At 69.3% G+C, this 18792-nt stretch carries 15 protein-coding genes; 7 read left to right on the forward strand and 8 right to left on the reverse strand.

The window, feature by feature from the left end; all coding sequences use genetic code 11:
- Window position 1 precedes the first annotated feature (1 nt).
- The gene (locus KDB89_RS00320; protein ID WP_219082354.1) at window positions 2-1342 is read left to right on the forward strand and encodes an MFS transporter; all 1341 of its coding nucleotides are present in this window, start codon (window positions 2-4) and stop codon (window positions 1340-1342) included.
- 958 nt (window positions 1343-2300) lie between these two features.
- Window positions 2301-2735 carry an endonuclease domain-containing protein gene (locus KDB89_RS00325; RefSeq protein WP_219082356.1) on the forward strand — a complete coding sequence of 145 codons (435 nt, stop codon included), beginning with the start codon at window positions 2301-2303 and terminating at the stop codon, window positions 2733-2735.
- Window positions 2736-3214: 479 nt separating this feature from the next.
- Here the strand turns inward: KDB89_RS00325 and KDB89_RS00330 are convergent, their stop codons facing one another.
- The 5 genes from KDB89_RS00330 to KDB89_RS00350 all read right to left on the reverse strand — a co-directional run bounded on the left by KDB89_RS00330 (window position 3215) and on the right by KDB89_RS00350 (window position 10146).
- Window positions 3215-3862: a response regulator gene (locus tag KDB89_RS00330; protein WP_219082358.1), complete on the reverse strand. Its 648-nt coding sequence runs from the start codon at window positions 3860-3862 to the stop codon at window positions 3215-3217.
- The gene (locus KDB89_RS00335) at window positions 3859-5070 is read right to left on the reverse strand and encodes a sensor histidine kinase (RefSeq protein WP_219082360.1); all 1212 of its coding nucleotides are present in this window, start codon (window positions 5068-5070) and stop codon (window positions 3859-3861) included. Before KDB89_RS00335 ends, KDB89_RS00330 begins: the two co-directional genes overlap by 4 nt.
- Before the next feature lie 317 nt (window positions 5071-5387).
- Window positions 5388-7853, reverse strand: coding sequence for an FGGY-family carbohydrate kinase (locus KDB89_RS00340; RefSeq protein WP_219082362.1), 2466 nt, complete (start codon window positions 7851-7853; stop codon window positions 5388-5390).
- Window position 7854: 1 nt separating this feature from the next.
- Window positions 7855-9021, reverse strand: coding sequence for an L-rhamnose isomerase (rhaI, locus tag KDB89_RS00345; protein ID WP_219082364.1), 1167 nt, complete (start codon window positions 9019-9021; stop codon window positions 7855-7857).
- Between the two features lie 72 nt (window positions 9022-9093).
- Window positions 9094-10146, reverse strand: a complete 1053-nt coding sequence (locus tag KDB89_RS00350; protein ID WP_255556036.1) for a LacI family DNA-binding transcriptional regulator — start codon at window positions 10144-10146, stop codon at window positions 9094-9096.
- Window positions 10147-10305: 159 nt separating this feature from the next.
- On the opposite strand from KDB89_RS00350, the gene KDB89_RS00355 reads away from it, so the two are divergent.
- From KDB89_RS00355 to KDB89_RS00375, 5 genes are all read left to right on the forward strand, one after another.
- Window positions 10306-11814, forward strand: coding sequence for a sugar ABC transporter ATP-binding protein (locus KDB89_RS00355; protein ID WP_219082366.1), 1509 nt, complete (start codon window positions 10306-10308; stop codon window positions 11812-11814).
- Window positions 11811-12863 carry an ABC transporter permease gene (locus KDB89_RS00360; protein WP_255556037.1) on the forward strand — a complete coding sequence of 351 codons (1053 nt, stop codon included), beginning with the start codon at window positions 11811-11813 and terminating at the stop codon, window positions 12861-12863. Before KDB89_RS00355 ends, KDB89_RS00360 begins: the two co-directional genes overlap by 4 nt.
- Entirely contained in the window at window positions 12863-13909 is a 1047-nt protein-coding gene (locus KDB89_RS00365; protein WP_255556038.1) for an ABC transporter permease, read from the forward strand. Before KDB89_RS00360 ends, KDB89_RS00365 begins: the two co-directional genes overlap by 1 nt.
- Before the next feature lie 36 nt (window positions 13910-13945).
- A complete protein-coding gene (gene rhaS, locus KDB89_RS00370; RefSeq protein WP_219082401.1) occupies window positions 13946-14992 on the forward strand; it encodes a rhamnose ABC transporter substrate-binding protein in 1047 nt (348 codons plus the stop codon).
- 234 nt (window positions 14993-15226) lie between these two features.
- Entirely contained in the window at window positions 15227-15565 is a 339-nt protein-coding gene (locus tag KDB89_RS00375) for an L-rhamnose mutarotase (RefSeq protein WP_219082404.1), read from the forward strand.
- A gap of 831 nt (window positions 15566-16396) precedes the next feature.
- On the opposite strand, the gene galE is transcribed toward KDB89_RS00375, so the two are convergent.
- From galE to KDB89_RS00390, 3 genes are all read right to left on the reverse strand, one after another.
- On the reverse strand, window positions 16397-17386 hold the full coding sequence (gene galE / locus KDB89_RS00380) for a UDP-glucose 4-epimerase GalE (protein ID WP_219082407.1): 990 nt from the start codon (window positions 17384-17386) through the stop codon (window positions 16397-16399).
- A gap of 100 nt (window positions 17387-17486) precedes the next feature.
- A complete protein-coding gene (locus tag KDB89_RS00385) occupies window positions 17487-18107 on the reverse strand; it encodes an MBL fold metallo-hydrolase (protein ID WP_219082410.1) in 621 nt (206 codons plus the stop codon).
- Complete coding sequence (locus tag KDB89_RS00390) at window positions 18104-18715, reverse strand: TetR/AcrR family transcriptional regulator (RefSeq protein ID WP_219082411.1); 612 nt, start codon at window positions 18713-18715, stop codon at window positions 18104-18106. Before KDB89_RS00390 ends, KDB89_RS00385 begins: the two co-directional genes overlap by 4 nt.
- Window positions 18716-18792 lie beyond the last annotated feature (77 nt).

The raw sequence follows: 18792 nt of genomic DNA on the forward strand, positions 1-18792 counted from the left end.
CTTGACGCTCATCTCCGCCCTGCGGCGCCTGTGGAGGCACGCGGCCTTCCGCCGTCTGCTGACCCTGCGCATCCTGAGCCAGGCGGCCGACGGCACGCTGCAGGTGGGGATGGCGAGCTACATCCTCTTCTCGCCGACATCCCAGCCCGACGCGTGGGCCATCGCCGGCGTGCTCGCCCTGACGCTGCTGCCGTTCACCGTCATCGGCCCGTTCGTGTCACCGCGTCTCGACCGCTGGTCGAGACGCGACGTGGCGCTGTGGTCCGACGTCGCGCGGGCGGTGCTGTCCGTGACCATCGGCATCGTCATCTTCACCGGGAGCACCGGCGGGGTATGGAGCGTCGTGCTGTTCGGGGCGCTGCTCGTGGCCATGAGCATCAACCGGTTCATGCTGGCCGGCCTGTCGGCTGGGCTGCAGCACACCGTCGAGGAGGATGAGTACCTCACCGCGAGCTCGATCGTGCCGACGGTCGGCCCGCTGGGCGTCGTCATCGGCGCGGTCGTGGGGGTCGCCGCCCGGTTCGCCTTCGCGGACACACTGGGCGCCGACGGCGCCAACGCCCTGGTCTTCTGGCTGGCAGCGGTGCTGTTCGTCGGCTCGGTGCTGCGGTGCCGCGGGTTCGCGCGAGACGCGCTCGGCCCGTCGGCGACGGAATCACGCGACTCCTCAGGCGTGCGGGAGGTCCTGTCCGGGCTCGGTGAGGCGGGCCGACACCTGGCGTCGCGCGGGGTGGCCGTCGTCGCGTTGTCGTTGATGGGCGTGACCAGGCTGCTGTTCGGGCTGCTCAGCGTCGCGATCATCCTGGCCGCGCGCAACATCTGGCACCCGATCGACCAGCCCGACGCGGCGCTCGCCGACCTGACCGTGTGGGGCGTCTTCACCGGTGCCGGGTTCATCCTGTCGGCTCCTCTGGTGCCCGTGCTGGTGCGCCGGCTGGGGCTGGCCCGCACCGGGTTCGCGCTGCTGGTGGGCGCCGGGGTCGTCACGTTGGCCGTGTCCGGCACGTCGGCCCAGTGGGCCTTGTACCTCGGCAGTTTCCTCATCGGCCTGGGTGTGCAGTCGTTCAAGATCTGCGTCGACACCATCGTGCAGGCGCACATCGACGAGGGCTACAAGGGGCGGGTCTTCACGTTCTACGACATGACCTTCAACGGCGCCTTCGTGCTGGCGGGAGTCGTCGCGGCGTTCGTTCTCCCGTCGAGCGGCCTGTCCACCGTCGCCTTCGTCGTCATGGCGTTGGTCTACTTCGGCTGTGCGGCGGTTCTGGCCGCGTCGCGGCGTCGCCTCGGCGCCGCTGAGTTCGAGAAGGGCACGGAGGACCTGGTCCCGACCCAGGCGTGACATCCGGGCTCCCGGGCCTCCCGGCTCCCGGGCCTCCCGGCTCCCGGGGCTCCCGGCCTCCCGGGCCTCCCGGCTCCCGGGGCTCCCGGCCTCCCCGTCCTCCCGGGCCACCCCGTCCTCCTGGCCTCCCCGCGAACCTCTTCCCTCTCATGCCCCGCCCGGACGCCTTCCTCCCCCTCGCCCCTATCTCCGTGCAGAAAAGTGGCCAGAGCCGGAGCACGCGGATATTCGACGCGTGCCGGGGGCCAGGCCACAGTTGTGTCGGGTGTCGGGCGCCTAGACACCCTCGAAGGCCTGCTCTCCCGCCAGTTCCTTCCTCGGCGCTCAAGCGCCCCGCGTCTCCCCCATGCGTGCACAACTGTGGCTATAGCCCAAGCACCCGGGCATATCCCGCGTGCTGGGGGCCAGGCCACAGTTGTGCGGAAGGGTGCCCGGGCGGGCGGTAGTGCCGGCCGCGGACGTCAGGTGAGGTGGGGAGGTGTTGGACTGTGCACAGGGTTATCCACAGGGCGGCCTGAACGTCGCGGGCTGCCCTGCGCGGGGGTCACAGTTGCGAGATGCACCTGATGAGCTCTGGACCCTCCATCAACTCCGGGGTCATGTCCTACGCGGAGATCCTTGGAGAAGGCGCCTCGCGACGCGAACTGGAGGCCGCCTTGGCCGCGGGCTCAGTGAGACGCGTCCAGCGCGGTTGGTACGCACTGCCCTGGGCAGACGAGCGGGTGGTCCGTGCGCTGCACGGCGGCTGCCGGCTTGGTTGCCTGACCGGCTGCGCCTTTCACGGCCTGTGGGTGCCGACGCATGACGGGATCCATGCCGTCTACGGTCGGGGCCGATCCCCGCGCAACGGGATGGGCTCGTCCTGCATGCCGACGATCGACGTCGGCCGAAGAACGCCGTCTGGTCGCTGGCCGACTGTCTGCGGCAGGTTGCGCACCGGCACGACCACGAGACGACGTTGATCGTGCTGGAATCGGCCTTGAACCTTGGACTGATCCGGGTCGCCGACGTGCAGGACATCGTCGCGTCCATCCCGGAGGAGCGGCGAGGCTTCCTGAGCCTCCTGAACAGAGCGGAGTCGGGGAGCGAGACCCGGGTGCGGCTGTTCCTTCAGCGTCGCCATGTCACAGTCTCCCCGCAGGTCTACCTACCCGGCATCGGCCGGGTCGACCTCCTCGTCGGCCGCAGGTTGATCGTCGAGTGCGACAGTGCCGAGTACCACAGCAGCCCGGAGCAACGTCGTCTCGACTATGCGAGGGACTTGGCGGCGCGCGACCAGGGCTTCGATCACCTGAGGCTCGACTATCACCAGATCTGGCATCAGTGGGGTAGCACGCAGGAGAGCCTGTTGCGGGAGATCCGGCGCGACCGTCATCGTCGACCTCCGCGGTGACCCAGGACCTGGCCGCCATCTCCGCCTGACCACCCCGGCGGCGTCCATGCGGCCATCACCGTGCACAACTGTGGCCTGGTCCCCGGCACGTGTCGCATTTCCGAGTGCTCCGGCTCTGGCCACTTCTGTGTACCGGCAGGCATGGCTGCTTGGGGTTATTGGTCCAGTGGCAAGGGGTCGGTATCGGGGTCCGCCAGCCGGGGACTGGGCGCGGTTGGCCTGGTGGGAGTCACCATCTCGCGCACAACTGTGGCCTGGTCCCCAGCACGCGTCCTATTTCCGCGTGCTCCGGCTCTAGCCACTTTTTGTGCACGGAAGGTGCCGAGAGATGGTGTGGGAGGGCCGAGCCGAGGGAGGGTGGGTAGAGGTTCGGAGGGGGAGGGCAGCGAACGGGAGAGGGGGAGCGACCGGGAGAGGGGGAGCGACCGGGAGAGGGCGGAGCGACCGGGAGAGGGCGGAGCCGAAGGGAGACCCGGCCGCTACTGGATGCCGGCCTCGTGGGCGATCAGGACAAGGCCGACGCGGTCGCGGGCCCCGAGCTTGCTGAGCAGCCTGCCGATATGGGTCTTGACGGTTCCCTCGGCCATGTAGAGGTGCTGCGAGATCTCCTGGTTGTTCGACCCGCGCGCCACCTCGACGAGCACCTCGCGCTCGCGCTCGGTCAGCACGTCCAGCCGGTCGTCCTGCTTCGCTCCGGCCTGGGGAAGCATGTCCGCGAAGTGGTCAAGCAGGCGCCGCGTGGTCGACGGTGCGACGACCGCGTCCCCCTCCGCCACGGCGCGGATGGCGCCGAGCAGCTCGTCGGGGAGTGCGTCCTTCAGCAGGAACCCGCTTGCCCCGTTGCGGATGGCCGCGAAGACGTACTCGTCCAGGTCGAAGGTGGTCAGCACAAGGACCTTGGTGTCGACTCCCAACGCCGCGATCTGGCGCGTCGCCTCGGTGCCGTCCATGATGGGCATGCGGATGTCCATCAGCACCACATCCACCGGGCGGGACTTCACGAGCGCCACCGCGTCGCGTCCGTTCTCGACCTCGCCGACGCAGGTCATGTCATCCGCGGAGTCGATGAGCATCCGGAATCCGGAGCGCACCAGCGCCTGGTCGTCGGCCAGCAACACCCTGATCATCTGTTCGTTCCTCTCAGCCAGCTCGTGCCCAGTTGGCTCGGTAGCGGCAGTCGTGCGTGCACCTCGAAGCCGCCCCCCGATCGCGGCCCCGCCCTGAACGTGCCGCCCATCGCCTGGACGCGCTCCCGCATCCCGCGGACACCGGAGCCGTGGCCATCGCTGCTCGAGAGCACGCCGATCCCATCGTCCCGCACGACGATGTCGACCTCCTGTGGGGAGTAGGTCATGACAACCTCGGCGTGCGCCGTCGGCCCCGCGTGCTTGAGGACGTTCGTCAGCGACTCCTGCACGACCCGGAACCCGGCCAGCCCCAGCGACTCCGGCACTACGGGCGGCTCCCCCTCGATGCGCAGGCTCACCCGACCCCCGGATGCGGCGACCAGGTCCGGAATCTGGCTCAGAGTCGGGGCGGGGCCGAAATCGGGGGTCTCCGATTCTCCCCGCATCACCGCGACGATGCGGCGCACCTCGGCGATCGACTTGCGTCCCGTGTCCGCGATCACTCCCAGAGCTTCGACGGCGGCCTCCGGGCGCTTGGTGGTCAGCGCCTTCGCGCCCTCCGCCTGCACGACGATGATCGACAGCGAGTGGGCCAACACGTCATGCAACTCCTGCGCCACCTCGGTGCGCGCCCGCCCCTCGGCGATCGCCAGCTCCTGCGCGGACTGCCGCTGGGCAGCGACGAACTTCTCCGTGGCGATCTCGCGGTCCAGAGACTCGGTGTAGTGGCGCAGCCGCACAAGCCGACCGGCCAGGTAGGAGAGCGCGACGACGGCCGCGCACACCAGGACGAGAAGCGCGGTGCCGACGAACTGATAGCCCTGTTCGAGGGTCCTCGTCCAGACCATGGGTCCGACGATCGATCCGACGACTCCGAGAAGCGCGACGGGCGCCATCATGGAGAGCCTGTCGTATCGGGCGACGGAGTACACGACGACAGGCACGGCGAACAGCGCCGGAACCGGCGCCGACATCGTCACAGCCATCCCGATGCCGGCAGCGGCGACGATCCCCAGCGCCAGCCTCGGGGCCACCCTCCGGGCGACGACCGAGAGACACATCAGCGCGGACCACAGGGCCGCCCTGGGGAGGAAGCCCGCATCCGGCACCACCGTCAGCGGCAGGATGCTCGCCACCGCGAGCGCACCGGCCAAGGCAAGGTCTCGCGTCAGCAGGCGGCCGTCCGTGGACCAGCGGAAGTCGAACATGATGCCTCACAGACTATGCGGCGGGTCCTCAGGGGTGGTCAGACCTGGGACTGCGAACCGCGGCGCGACGGTGCACCGCGGTCTGATCTTCGCGAACACCCCTTCCACGGGGTCCCGTCGTCTGCCTATGGTGGAGGCATGTTCCGAAAGTTCTTCTGGTTGATGGCGATGGTGACCATCGCGATCTCCGTGACCGGCCTCGTCGACCGCAGTGCGGCCAGGCGCCGCCGGGAGTTGTGGGCCGAAGCCACCGACTGACCCAGACACGCCGTCGGCCCGCCGTCCCCTCGAGGACGGCGGGCCGACGTGCGTCCGGGCTACGACGCGGCGACCTGCTTGCGGTAGGCCTCGGCCTCCCAGGTCTCGATGAAGCGACGCTCGCGCTCGTCGAGGGCGCGCACCGATCCGAGGCGGCTGGCGGCCTCCGCGACCGTCAGGGCGTCGACGTAGACCTCCAGGGCGGTGCGGGCCGTCTTCTCCGCGTCGCCGACGGCGGCCACCCCGACCCCAGGGACCACCAACACGACGGGGTCGAGACCCCGCTCGGCCCGGTACGCCTCGAGCGCGGCGGGCACGGCGTCGGCGTCGGCGGCCACCAGCGGGAACGAGCCTGCGTAGACGATCTGGTCCGGGATCAGCGGACCGGCCGTCAGGAACGCCGCGCCCGCCTCCGTCACCGGGAACTCGCGGGCCAGCGGACCGGCGTCGGTCGCGACGGCGGCCGCCCCGCGCGCGGCGCGGAACGCCTCAGCGGCGCTGACAAGGGACTTCGCCCCGGCCAGTTCCGCCTCGATCCTGCCGAGAATCGCATAGCTCGTCTCGCGCACCTCCTCGGGGGTGGCGCCGGAGACGATCAGCCCGTGGTTCATCAGGAACGTGGCGCGCGGGGGCTCCTGACCCGTGCGAGCCGTGAACGCCTCGCGCTCCTGCTTGATCAGGCGGGCCAGCGGCAGCCCGGGATCCACGTAGTCCACCCACAGCACCTCGTCGCCGAACAGGCGTGCCGTCAGCTCGCGACCGTCGGCGTTGCAGGTGACCGCGTTGATCATCAGTGGATGCGTGTGCAACACGTACGTGTCGGGGATCAGCGCATGGAACAGGATCTCCACAGAGGGCCGACGCGGGCCCTCGTCACGCCGAGCCAGGCCCGCGATGTGGTTGACCGGGTCACCGAAAGACGGGTCGGGGTCCGGGGCCTCGAGCGAGCCGTTGAGCACGTCGAGGTCCAGGGGCACCAGGTCCTCGGCGGTCATGGTCGCCAGCGAGGTTCCGCTCGGCTTGATCCACAGCACACCGTCGGCCTTGGCTGACGAGTTCCCGCCGCCGGCCCGGGTGAACGCGGGATCGGCGCCGAACTCGTTGCTCAGCGCGGTGATGACAGCGAGCTCCTCGGTCGGACGGGGGAGGTAGTGCGTGAGGGGGAAAGAGTTCATCACGATCCTTCTGAGGTCGTCGAGGGTTCCGGTGATCAGGCCGGTTGCCCGGGCCTGGACGAGCACGTTGCCGATGGCGGTTGCCTCGACGGGACCGGCGGTCACCGCGACGCCGGTGCGCTCCGCGGTCAGCCGGCACAGCAGCCAGTTCAGGCAGCCGCCGCCCACCACGGCGATCCGGCCGGGCCGGTGCCCCGTGATCGCGACGAGTTCGTCGACGGTGTCGCGGTAGGCATCGGCGAGCGACTCCAGCACCGAGCGGGTGAACATGGCTGGGTCGTCGAGGCGCGGATCGCCCCCGACAAGGGATTTCACCCGCGCCGGCATGTCGCCAGGCGCGAGCAGGGCCGGGCTGGTGGCATCGAAGCGCGGGGCGTCGGCGACGTCGGCGGCGCGGGCGATGAGGTCCGTCAGCTCCTCGGGGGAGCCCTCGGCCTCCCAGGTGCGCAGCGCCTCGGAGAGGATCCACATGCCCATGACGTTCTTCAGCAGTCGGACTGTCCCGTCGACGCCGCCCTCGTTGGTGAGGTTCGCGGCGCTCGCCGCCTCGCTCAGGACCGGTGCGTCGAGTTCCATCCCGATGAGCGACCAGGTACCCGACGACAGGTACACGTCGCCCGTGCGCAGCAGCGGTGCGGCGACCACCGCCGACGCGGTGTCGTGCGAGCCGACGGCGACCAGCGGCACTCCGGCGGCCGCGCCGACGGTGATGGTCCCGACGACCTCGCCCGGATCGACCAGCTCGGGGAACACGCCGCGAAGCAGGCCGAGTCGGTCGATGACGTCCCAGTCCCAGTCGCGCGTGACGGGGCTCAGCAGCGATGTCGACGACGCGTTGGTCCGCTCGGCGACGGCGCGGCCGGTCAGCCAGTAGCCGATCAGGTCCGGCAGCATGAGGAACCGTGCGGCCCGGGCCAGCCGACCCGACGTGACGTCGTGCATCAGCTGGTTGATGGTGTTGATCGCGTTGTCCTGGATCCCGACGCGCGCGTAGAGCTCGTCGTGCCCGATGCGCTCACGGACCGCCGCCAGCCCCGCGGCGGTGCGCGGGTCGCGGTAGTTGTACGGCTCGTCGAGCAGGGCGCCGTCGGCGTCGAGGAGCCCGTAGTCGACGGCCCAGCAGTCGATGCCGACGCTTGTCACCGGCGTTCCGGCGGCCTCGACGGCGGCAGTGATGCCGCGCTGAACCTCGGCGAACACGCCCTCGATGTCGAGGCGCAGCCCGTCGTCGGTCTGACGGGCAGCGGTGGAGAAGCGGTGGACCTCGGTCAGCGCGACGGACCCGTCGGCGACGGTGGCCAGGACGACCCGGCCACTCGTCGCCCCGAGATCAACGGCGATGACCGCCACGTCACGCGCCCCAGCCGGCCTGGGTGCCGCCGACGCGCTCCTCGGCGATCTTCGCCAGGTAGCCCGACTCGCGGAAGGCCTTCATCGGGTCGGCGGGCAGGCCCCGCGACTCGCGCCAGCGCGCCAGGTCGCCGCGGACGTCGGTGTAGAACGCATCCATGAAGATCGCGCTCGCGCCCAGCACGTCGCCTGCGGTCTGCGCGGCCTCCAGCTCGACGGTGTCGACGAGCAGCGCGCGGGCCGTCATCTCCTGCACGTTGAGCACGGAGCGGATCTGGCCGGGGATCTTGTCCTCGACGTTGTGGCACTGGTCGAGCATGAACGCGACGCCCGAGTCCGGCTCGAAGCCGCCGCCGCGACGCACCTCGTACATGATGCGGAACAGCTGGAAGGGGTCGGCGGCGCCGACGATCAGGTCGTCGTCGGCGTAGAAGCGCGAGTTGAAGTCGAAGGAGCCGAGCTTCCCGAGCCGCAGGAGCTGCGCGACGATGAACTCGATGTTGGTGCCGGGGGCGTGGTGGCCCGTGTCGAGGCAGACGAACGCCTTCTCGCCCAGCGCGCTGACGTGCGCGAACGACGTGCCCCAGTCCGGGACGTCGGTGTGGTAGAACGCCGGCTCGAAGAACTTGTACTCCAGCACGAGGCGCTGGTCGGCGCCGAGTGAGGCGTAGATCTTCGCCAGCGAGTCTGCGAGCCAGTCCTGGCGACGGCGGATGTCTCCCTGGCCCGGGTAGTTCGTGCCGTCGGCCAGCCAGATCTTGAGGTCGGTGGAGCCGATGATGTCCATGATCTCGAGGCACTCGAGGTGGTGGTCGATGGCCTTCTGGCGCACGGCCGGGTCGTGGTGCGCGAGGCTGCCGAACTTGTAGTCCTCGTCCTGGAACGTGTTCGAGTTCACGGTGCCGAGCTCGACGCCGACCTCCGCCGCATAGTCAGACAGGGCCTTCCAGTCGTCCACCTTGTCCCAGGGGTAGTGGAGCGCGACCTTCGGCGCCAGGCCGGTGTAGGCGTTGACCTGGGCGGCGTCGGCCAGCTTCTCGAACACCGTGCGCGGGGTCCCGGGGGAGCCGAAGACGCGAAAGCGGGTACCGGAGTTGCCGTAGGCCCACGAAGGGACCTCAATGACCTGCTGCGCGAGCTGGTCCGTGATGGCGTCGAATGCAGTCATGCTCTTCCTCATTGAAGGGTTGAATCGTTTCAATAGGGAGAACGTACCCTCCGCCTCCGGATGAGTCAAGGATCAGTGTGCGGGGGCGCTGGAATCGCGGACGACCAGCTCGGGGGTGAACTGGACGGCCTGGTGGACGTGCGCGAGCCCGTTCGCGGTCGCGTCGAACTCTGCGATCAGCAGCTCGGCCGCCGTGGTGCCCAGCCTGCGGCGCGGCTGCCCGACAGACGACAGCGGCACCGCCGCTGCCGCGGCGAAGTCGATGTCGTCGTAGCCGACGATCGCGACGTCGTCCGGCACCCGCAGGCCGTGGCCGATGAGCCCCTGCAGCAGCCCGACCGCGACGAGGTCGTTGGTGCAGAAGACCCCGGTCGGGCGCTCGTGCGGGTCCATCAGAGCGAGTTCCCCGGCGGCCCGGCGGCCCCCGGCGAAGTCGAGGTGGTCCGTGGAGATGGACAGCAGGCTCGCCTCGGCCGCGTCGACCGCCTCCTGGGCCCCGCGCCGCCGGTCGCGGACCTGGGCGAGCGTCGACCTGCCGCCGACGATGGCCAGCCGGCGGTGTCCGCGCTCCAGGAGATGCTCGACGGCGATCCGGCCGCCCGCGACGTCGTCGACGCCCACGGTGCAGCACACGCCCCCCTCGAGGACGCGGTCGACCAGGACAGTGTTGATGCCCGCGTGGGTCAGCTCGTCGAGGTCCGCTGCCTCCAGGCCGATGGGTCCGAGGATGACGCCGCGCACGCGTTGCTCGAGGAAGCCGTGCAGGATCCGTTGCTGGCGGTCGAGGTCGTTGTCGGCGTCGCCGATCACCGTGCGGTAGCCGGCCGCTTCGAGCGCGGAGTTGGCGCCGCGGAGGAGGTCGGCGAAGAAGGGGTTCGTGACGTCCATCACGGCAAGCCCGATGGTCTGACTCCGGCCGGCGCGGAGGTCGCGCGCCTGCTTATTCGGTACCCAGCCCAGTTCGCGGATGGCCTCCTCGACGCGCTCGCGCGTGGCAGGCAGGACGCGGTCGGGGTAGTTCAGGACGTTGGAGACCGTGCCGATCGAGACCTGGGCGCGCGCGGCAACCTCGCGGGTGCTGATGCGTTGGCGGCGCCCGTGGCCGTCGCGTCCGGGGGTGGTCACGTCGGACACTCTAGGGCGCGGATGCGGAAGTCGCCACAGTAATCAATTCGTTATCGTCGAAGTGATTGACACGTTTCAATCTCACCACGTAGTGTCCTCCTCAACCTACCCGCGTCGGCTCAAGGATGAGTCCGACGTCGAGAAGCAAGGAGGCTGGGTATGGCGGCAACAGCCACTCTCACGCTGACGGGAGTCAGCAAGAGATTCGGCTCGGTCGTGGCTCTGCGCGACGGCGAGTTGGAGCTCCGCTCCGGGTCCATCAACGCCCTGGTCGGGGAGAACGGCGCGGGCAAGTCCACGCTGGTCAAGATCATCGCCGGCCTCTACGAGCGAGACTCCGGGACCTTCGAACTCGAGGGCCAGCCCGTTGATTTCCGCAGCACCGCAGAGTCGAAGGCGGCAGGCATCGCCGTCATCTACCAGGAGCCCACCCTCTTCCCGGACCTGTCAGTCACCGAGAACATCTTCATGGGACGACAGCTGACGAAGAGCTTCGGCCGCATCGACCGCCCGGCCATGCGCGCGGAGGTCGAAGGCCTCATGCAGCGACTCGGCGTCCAGATCGATCCCGATCGCCCTGCCGACGGGCTCTCCATCGCCGACCAGCAGATCATCGAGATCGCCAAGGCCATCTCGCTCGACGCCAAGGTCCTCATCATGGACGAGCCCACCGCCGCCCTTTCGGGCGTCGAGGTTGACCGCCTGTTCACCGTGGCCCGCCAGCTCCGCGACGAGGGACGCGCGCTCATGTTCATCTCGCACCGCTTCGAGGAGGTCTTCGACCTCTGCGACCGCATCACGGTCATGCGCGACGGCGCCTTCATCGCCACCGTCGACACGGACTCGACGTCGGTGCCGGAGATCGTGAAGATGATGGTCGGTCGCGACGTCAACGAGCTGTTCCCGAAGATGACCGCCGAGATCGGCGAGACCGTCCTCGAGGTGCGCAACCTCAACATGCCCGGCCAGTTCTCCGACATCAGCTTCGACGTGCACGCCGGCGAGATCGTCGCCCTCGCGGGCCTCGTCGGCGCGGGCCGCTCCGAGGTGGTGCGCGCCATCTTCGGCGTCGACCCCTACGAGTCCGGCACGGTCAAGATCGACGGCAGGCAGATCCGGCCGCAGAGCCCCGCCACCGCGATGAACCAGGGTCTCGCGCTCGTCCCGGAGGACCGGCGCAAGCAGGGGCTCGTGATCGACGCGACCGTCCGCACGAACATCACCGACGCCATCCGCAGCCAGCTCGTCCGCAACGGCATCGTGACCGTCAACCGCGAGAACATCTCGGCCAAGGAATGGGCCGCCCGCCTGGAGGTCAAGGCCAACGCCATGGACACCGTCGCCGGCACGCTGTCGGGCGGCAACCAGCAGAAGGTCGTGCTCGCCAAGTGGCTCGCGACCAACCCGAAGGTGCTGATCATCGACGAGCCGACCCGCGGCATCGACGTCGGCACCAAGTCCGAGGTCCACCGCATGATGAGCGAGCTGGCCTGCAAGGGGCTCGCGATCCTGATGATCAGCTCCGAGCTGCCCGAGGTGCTCGGCATGGCCGACCGCGTCCTGGTGATGTGCGAGGGCCGGATCACGGCGGAGCTCAACCGCTCCGAGGCCACGCCCGAGTCCGTCATGCACGCGGCCACCCACTCGAAGAAGGAGGACGCGGCGTGACCAGCACCGCTGAGAAGCCGTCCGTCGTGGGCAGGAAGCCCGCCGACCCGGCGTTCAAGAAGAAGAGCCCCCTGACGCGCATCTTCGCCTCCCGCGAGACCAGCATCGCCATTGCGGTGATCCTGATCATCGCCGTCACCACCCTGAGGAACCCCACGTTCCTCACCAGCGCCGACGGGTTCCGCGACCTGCTCGTGACCCCGTCGATCCTGCTGGTCGTCGCGCTGGGCCAGGCCGTGGTCATCATCACCCGCAGCGTCGACCTGTCGGTCGGCTCGGTGCTCGGCCTGACCGCCTACCTCGTCGGCACGCTGTTCGTGGCCTTCCCGTCGATCCCGATCCCGCTGATGTTCCTCATCGGCCTGGCGTTCGGCGGGCTCCTCGGCCTGATCAACGGCGCGCTGGTCGCGTTCGGGCGGGTGCCTGCGATGGTCATCACGCTCGGCACGCTCTACGCCTTCCGCGGCATCAACGTCGCCTGGACAGGCTCGAACCGCATCAACGCCTCCGACATGCCGTCGGGCTTCCTCAAGCTCGGCACACAGCAGATCCTGGGCATCCCGGTGCTGACGATCATCGCGCTGATCGCGCTCGTCGTCGTCGCCTGGTACCTCCACAACACCCGCGGCGGCCGCGAGTTCTACGCGATCGGGTCCGACCCCGAGGCCGCGGAGCTGTACGGCCTGCAGAAGACCAAGCGCGTGCTGATGGCCTTCGTCTTCTCCGGCGCTATGGCCGGCCTCGGCGGCGTCCTGTACGCGGCCCGCTACGGCACGATCAACTCCCAGGCCGGCGACGGTTTCGAGCTCCAGGCCGTCGGCGCGGCGGTGATCGGCGGAGTCGCCATCACCGGCGGCACCGGCACCGTCATCGGCGCGGCGCTCGGCGCCTTCCTGCTGGTGACCATCAACCGCGCGCTGCCCGTCCTCGGCATCCCGGACTTCTGGCAGAAGGCCGTGGTCGGCGCCCTCATCCTCGGCGCGATCGTGCTCGACCGGGTGATGGCGAAGCGCAACCACCAGAAGCTCCTCGAGAAGCGAGACCGATGATGAGCGAGACCACCGCCCCGCGCACCTACAAGGACTTCGCGCAGCCGATCGTCCGGCGCCTGCTGCTCACCCGCGAGTCGGCGATCATCGCGCTGCTGATCGTCGTCCTGATCGGCGCGTCGCTGATCGTGCCGAGCTTCGCCTCCGCCGCCACCGCGACGTACCTGATGCTCGACGTCGCCACGATCCTGCTCATCTCTCTCGTGATGGCGCCCATCATGATCACCGGCGACATCGACCTGTCGGTCGGCTCGATGGTGGGTCTCAGCTCGGTGGTGTTCGGCGTCGCCTTCCAGGCCGGGCTCCCGGTCCCCGTCGGCATCGTCTTCGCGCTGGTCGTCGGCGCCGTCGGCGGCCTGTTCAACGGCTGGCTCATCACGCACATCGACCTGCCGGCGCTGGCCGTCACCATCGGCACGATGGCGCTGTTCCGCGGCATCGCCGTCGGCCTGCTCGGCACGACGGCGGTCACCGGCTTCCCGCAGGAGTGGACCAAGCTGGCCCGCGCCAAGATCGGCGACAGCCCCATCCCCGTCATCATGATCCTGTTCGTCGTCCTGCTGATCGGCGCGGTCTGGATGCTGCACTTCAGCAAGTTCGGCCGCGGCATCTTCGCGATCGGCCTGAGCAAGGAGGCGGCCGCCTTCTCCGGCGTCGACGTCGCAAGGACCCGCCTGATCCTGTTCGTGCTGAGCGGCACCATCGCCGCGCTGGCCGGCGTGTACTTCACGCTGCGCTACGGCTCGGCCCGCGGCGACAACGCGACCGGCCTCGAGCTGCAGGTCATCGCGGCGGTCGTGCTGGGCGGGGTCTCCGTATTCGGCGGCCGGGGCGCTCTGCACGGCGTGATCGCCGGCGTGTTCCTGATCGGCGCGCTGTCCAGCGCGCTGCGCCTTGCCAACGTCACCTCCGATGTCATCAACATCATCACGGGCGTCCTCCTCGTGGCGTCCGTCATCGCCAGCTCGGTCCTCGACTGGTTCAAGAGGCAGCGCGCCCGCCGGGCGTTGCGGTCAGCAACCCAGCAACCGGTCACGGCCGGCTAGTCACCAACCACCCACCACCACCCAGAGAGAAGAACAATGAAGCTCAACTCCCGCCTCGGTGCCAAGCTGCTCGCCGGCACCGCCGCCATCAGCCTGGCCCTCACCGGCTGCGGCTCCTCCGAAACGGCCTCGACCGGCGACTCCACCGCCTCCGGCGACGCCGGCTCGGCCAACCTGTCCGTGACGTTCCTGCCCAAGAACCTGGGCAACCCGTACTTCGACGCCTCGTCGACGGGTGGCAAGGCGGCCATCGAGGCCCTCGGCGGCACGTTCAACGAGGTCGGTCCGGCCACCGCCACCGCCGACGCTCAGGTGTCCTACATCAACACCCTCACGCAGCAGCAGGTCGGCGCGATCGTCGTGTCCGCGAACGACCCGGCCGCCATCTGCGACGCCCTCAACGAGGCCCGCGACGCCGGCATCAAGGTCGTCACCTTCGACTCCGACACCAACGCCGAGTGCCGCGACCTGTTCGTCAGCCAGGCCGACGCCGCCGGCATCGCCAAGGCGCAGGTCGACATGATCGCCGAGCAGATCGGCGACGAGGGCCAGATCGCCATCCTGTCCGCGTCCGCCAACGCGACGAACCAGAACGCCTGGATCGAGGACATGAAGTCGCAGCTCGAGGCCGACCACCCGAACATCGAGCTGGTCGAGGTTGCCTACGGTGACGACGACGACCAGACCTCGTTCGACAAGACCGCCGCCCTGCTGCAGACCTACCCCGACCTGAAGGGCATCGTGTCGCCCACGACCGTCGGCATCGCCGCGGCCGCGCGCTACGTCTCCACCTCGTCGTTCAAGGGCAAGGTCGCCGTCACCGGCCTCGGCACCCCGAACCAGATGCGCGAATACGTGAAGGACGGCACCGTCACCGAGTTCGCCCTGTGGAACCCGCAGGACCTGGGCACGCTGTCCGCCTACGCGGCCGCCGCGCTCATCAAGGGCGACATCAGCGGCGCCGAGGGTGACTCCTTCGAGGCCGGCGACCTCGGCTCCTTCACCGTCGGTGCGGACCAGACCGTCCTCCTTGGAGATCCCTACCGCTTCAACGCCGACAACATCGACGACTTCGACTTCTGATCGGTAGCGTCCGGCGCCGGGTGGCCTACGCACACACCTCCCGGCGCATCCGGAGCGGCTCCTGAGCGGGCCACCGGACAGATCGAGGGGGAGGGCAGCGTCGCTGCCCTCCCCCTCATCCATCCCCACCGAAGGCCCTGATCACTCGGATCGGGCACCTCACCAGTCCATCGAAGGCCCCGATGCACTCCCGTCGGGCCTTCCATCCACCTCCATCCACGGAAGGACACCTGCATGAAGCGCTACTGCTTCCTCGGACACGTCGACCCGGCGAACCTGGCGAAGTACCGCGAGGCCCACGCGGCAGTGTGGCCGGAGCTGCTCCGCGCCCTGCGGGACGCGGGCTGGCACAACTACTCGCTGCACCTGCGCGACGACGGCCTGCTCGTCGGCTATGTCGAGTCCGAGGACCTCGACGCGGCCCAGGCGAGGGTCGCGGCGACCGACGTCAACCGTCGCTGGCAGGCCGAGATGGGCCGCCTGTTCGCGTCGGAGGGGTCTCCCGACGAGTCGTGGGAGTTCCTGGACGAGGTCTTCCACCTCGAATCGCAGCTCGCCGCCGCCGATTCCTGAGTCGACTTTCCCGCACAACTGTGGCCAGAGCCGAAGCACTCGGCGTATATCCGGGTACTGGGGCTCTGGCCACTTCTGTGCACGCGACGGGCGGTGCACCGTCGTCGCGCCATCCGAGCCCGTCGCCTCATCCGGACGCCCCAACGTCACCCAGACGCCCGTGGGTCAACCCGAAAATCGGGCAGTGCCCGCTTCTCCCCGGTCCGATGACGAGAAGCGCACACTGCTTAAGGGGTGTCTGGGTGGTGGGGACGGACGAACGGTCTCGTCGGGGGGTGGAGCTCGCCGCCGCCGACTCCTGAGCCGCCTCTCGCGCATAAGAGTGGCCCGGGCCGGAGCACTCGGCGTATATCCGGGTACTGGGGCTCTGGCCACAGTTGTGCACACGACGGGCGGTGCGGGGGAGTCTGGGAGGGCTGGTGGACGGGGCGGTTGACCGAGTGTCCGGCTGATCGAGTGCCCTGCTGACCGAGTGCCCGGCTGACCGTGTGCCGGGGAGTTGACGACCGGGTGGCCGGCTGACCGGCTCAGCAGCCGAGCATCTGCTGAGCGGCCTCTCGCGCACAACTGTGGCTAGAGCCGGAGCACTCGGCGTATATCCAGGTGCTGGGGCTCTGGCCACTTTTGTGCACGCGACGGGCGGTGCAGGGGCTGGTCGGGTGGTGAGCGTCCGGGGTGTGATGGCTCGGACGTGTGGGGCACCTCTTGCGCATAACTGTGGCCAGAGCCGGAGCACTCGGCGTATATCCGGGTGCTGGGGCCCTGGCCACTTTTATGTACACGACGCGCGGCGCCGGTGGCGTCGGGCAGATGTGTGGGAGGGGGCCCGGTTCAGTAGCCGAGCATCTCCTTGCGCACCGGGAGCCAGGCGATGGCGTCGCGGACGGCCTGCTGCTCGGTGAGCTTGGCCTCCCAGCCCAGCACGTCCTTGGCCTTCGGCGACACGGAGTAGACACCCGCGACGTCACCGGGGCGCGACGGGCCGAACTCGACCTTCAGCGGGTCGCCGGAGATCTCCTCGAACGACGCGGCGAGCTCCTTGACCGTGACGCCGTTGCCGGTGCCGATGTTGAAGACCTGGTAGTGCTCCTCGGCCGTGGCCTTGTCGAAGCCCTCCAGCGCGGCGACGTGGGCCTGCGCCAGGTCCCAGACGTGGATGAAGTCGCGGATGCCGGAGCCGTCGCGGGTGGGCCAGTCGACGCCGGTGACCGTGAAGGTCTCGCCCTTCTGCCAGGCCTCGAGCAGCTTCGCGAGCACGTGCGAAGGGTGCTCCAGCTGCTGCCCGGAGCGGAGCTTCGGGTCGGTGCCGATGGGGTTGAAATAGCGCAGCGACAGCACGTGCATGTCGGAGGCCTTCGTGAAGTCCTCCAGGATCATCTCGACCATGAACTTGGTGCGCGCGTACGGCGAGCCGGGCCGCAGCGGGGACTCCTCGGTGACGATGAAGTTCTCGTCAGGAGCGTAGATCGACGCCGACGAACTGAACAGGAAGCGGTGCACGCCGTTGCGGTCGAGGGCCTCGAGCAGCGTGACCGTCTTGCTGACGTTGTTCTCGTAGTAGGAGAGCGGCTGCTCGACGGACTCGGGCACGACGATCTTCGCGGCGCAGTCCACGACGGCGTCGATCTGGTTCTCGGCGCAGATCCGGTCGATCAGCTCGACGTCGGCGATGTCGCCCTCGTACAGCTTGCGGTCGCCGATGAACTCGCGGCGTCCGGTGGAGAAGTCATCGAGGATGACGACCTGGTGGCCGGCGTCCTCACAGGCCGATGCGACGGTGCTGCCGATGTAGCCGGCGCCGCCGGTGATCAGGACCAACAATGGAGTATCCCTTTCTCAGACTCCATCCATCCTAGAGTGGCCGGTTCTGGCGGCACACCCCGGCGCGCACCATCGGTGAGCGACCACGCCCGGCGGCGGACTACCAGCCCCGCTCGATCCATTCCTCGAGGTGCGGAGCCTCGGCGCCGATCGTCGTCGAGTCCCCGTGCCCGGGATGTACGACGGTGTCGGCGGGCAGCTCGAAGAGCCCACGCAGCGAGCCGATGATGGTCTCGAAGCTGGAGTAGTCCCAGCGCGTGGCGCCCGGGCCGCCGGGGAAGAGGGTGTCGCCCGTGAAGACCGCCGTCAGGTCGTCGGCGAGGATCGATGTCGACCCGGGCGTGTGTCCGGGCGTGTGCCGAGCGACGAGACTGACTCCGGCGACCTCGACGACAGCCCCGTCGGCCAGCTCATCGAATGGCTCGTCGCCGAGTTCCTGACGCCAGAGGAAGGCGTCGGCCGGGTTCATCCGTGGCGTGACCCCCACCCGGTGCCCCAGCTCGGCGGCCCTGCGGATGTGATCCCAGTGCCCGTGCGTGATCAGGACCGCGACGACGCGACGATCGCCGACGGCGGCCAGCACGGCGTTGGCGTCGTGCGCGGGGTCGATGACGACGACCTCGGCGTCGTCGCCGATCAGCCACGTGTTGTTCTCGTGGATCGGCGGCCCGGCCGGGTCGCTGTTGCCGGCGGTGAGGACTCGGGTGATGAGTGCGGTCACGGCTGCTCCTGGGGATGGGTGTCACGGGTCAGGTGGTTCGCGACGCAGGCGATGAGCCTCAGGCTAGTTCCCTCCCTGGCCAGCGTGGGGGCGAAGAACAGCGCCTCGAAGATCCGGATCAGGTCGTTGACGTCGACGAGCATCTCGACGCCCGCCTGGGCCGTCGCGCGGGCGATGACCTCCGCGGCAAGGGGCAGGGTGTCGGCGCGGACGGCGGCCATTCTCGCGCCCAGCTCGGGGTCGCGCCAGGCCCGCAGCTGCAGTTCGAGCTGCGTGCGGTGCTCGTCCTCGGTGAGGCTCGCGGCGCCGAGGATCTGCGCGACGATGTCGACGGGGGTGGGCCTGTCGGGGAGCGAGGCGAGGGCCTCGTGGCACGAACGGATCGTCTGCTCGGCGAAGTGCTCCGCGATCGCGACGCACAGGTCGTCCTTGGTGGCGAAGTTGGAGTAGAACGCACCGCGGGTGAACCCGGCCGCCTCGCACAGTTGTTCGACGCTGGTCGCGTCGATGCCGTTCTTGCCGAACTCCTGCTGGGCGGCCTGCACGAGCCGGGCGCGCGTCGCGCGGCGGCGTGCGCTCTCCGGCGCGGCGGTGCTCACGGGTTCCATTTCGTACCTTCCGTATCCGTGGATACACTAATGTATCGAACCGGTTGCCGCCCGTCTCCGCGGCCACCTCCAGGGAT

Source organism: Tessaracoccus palaemonis (assembly GCF_019316905.1).
Lineage (GTDB): Bacteria > Actinomycetota > Actinomycetes > Propionibacteriales > Propionibacteriaceae > Arachnia > Arachnia palaemonis.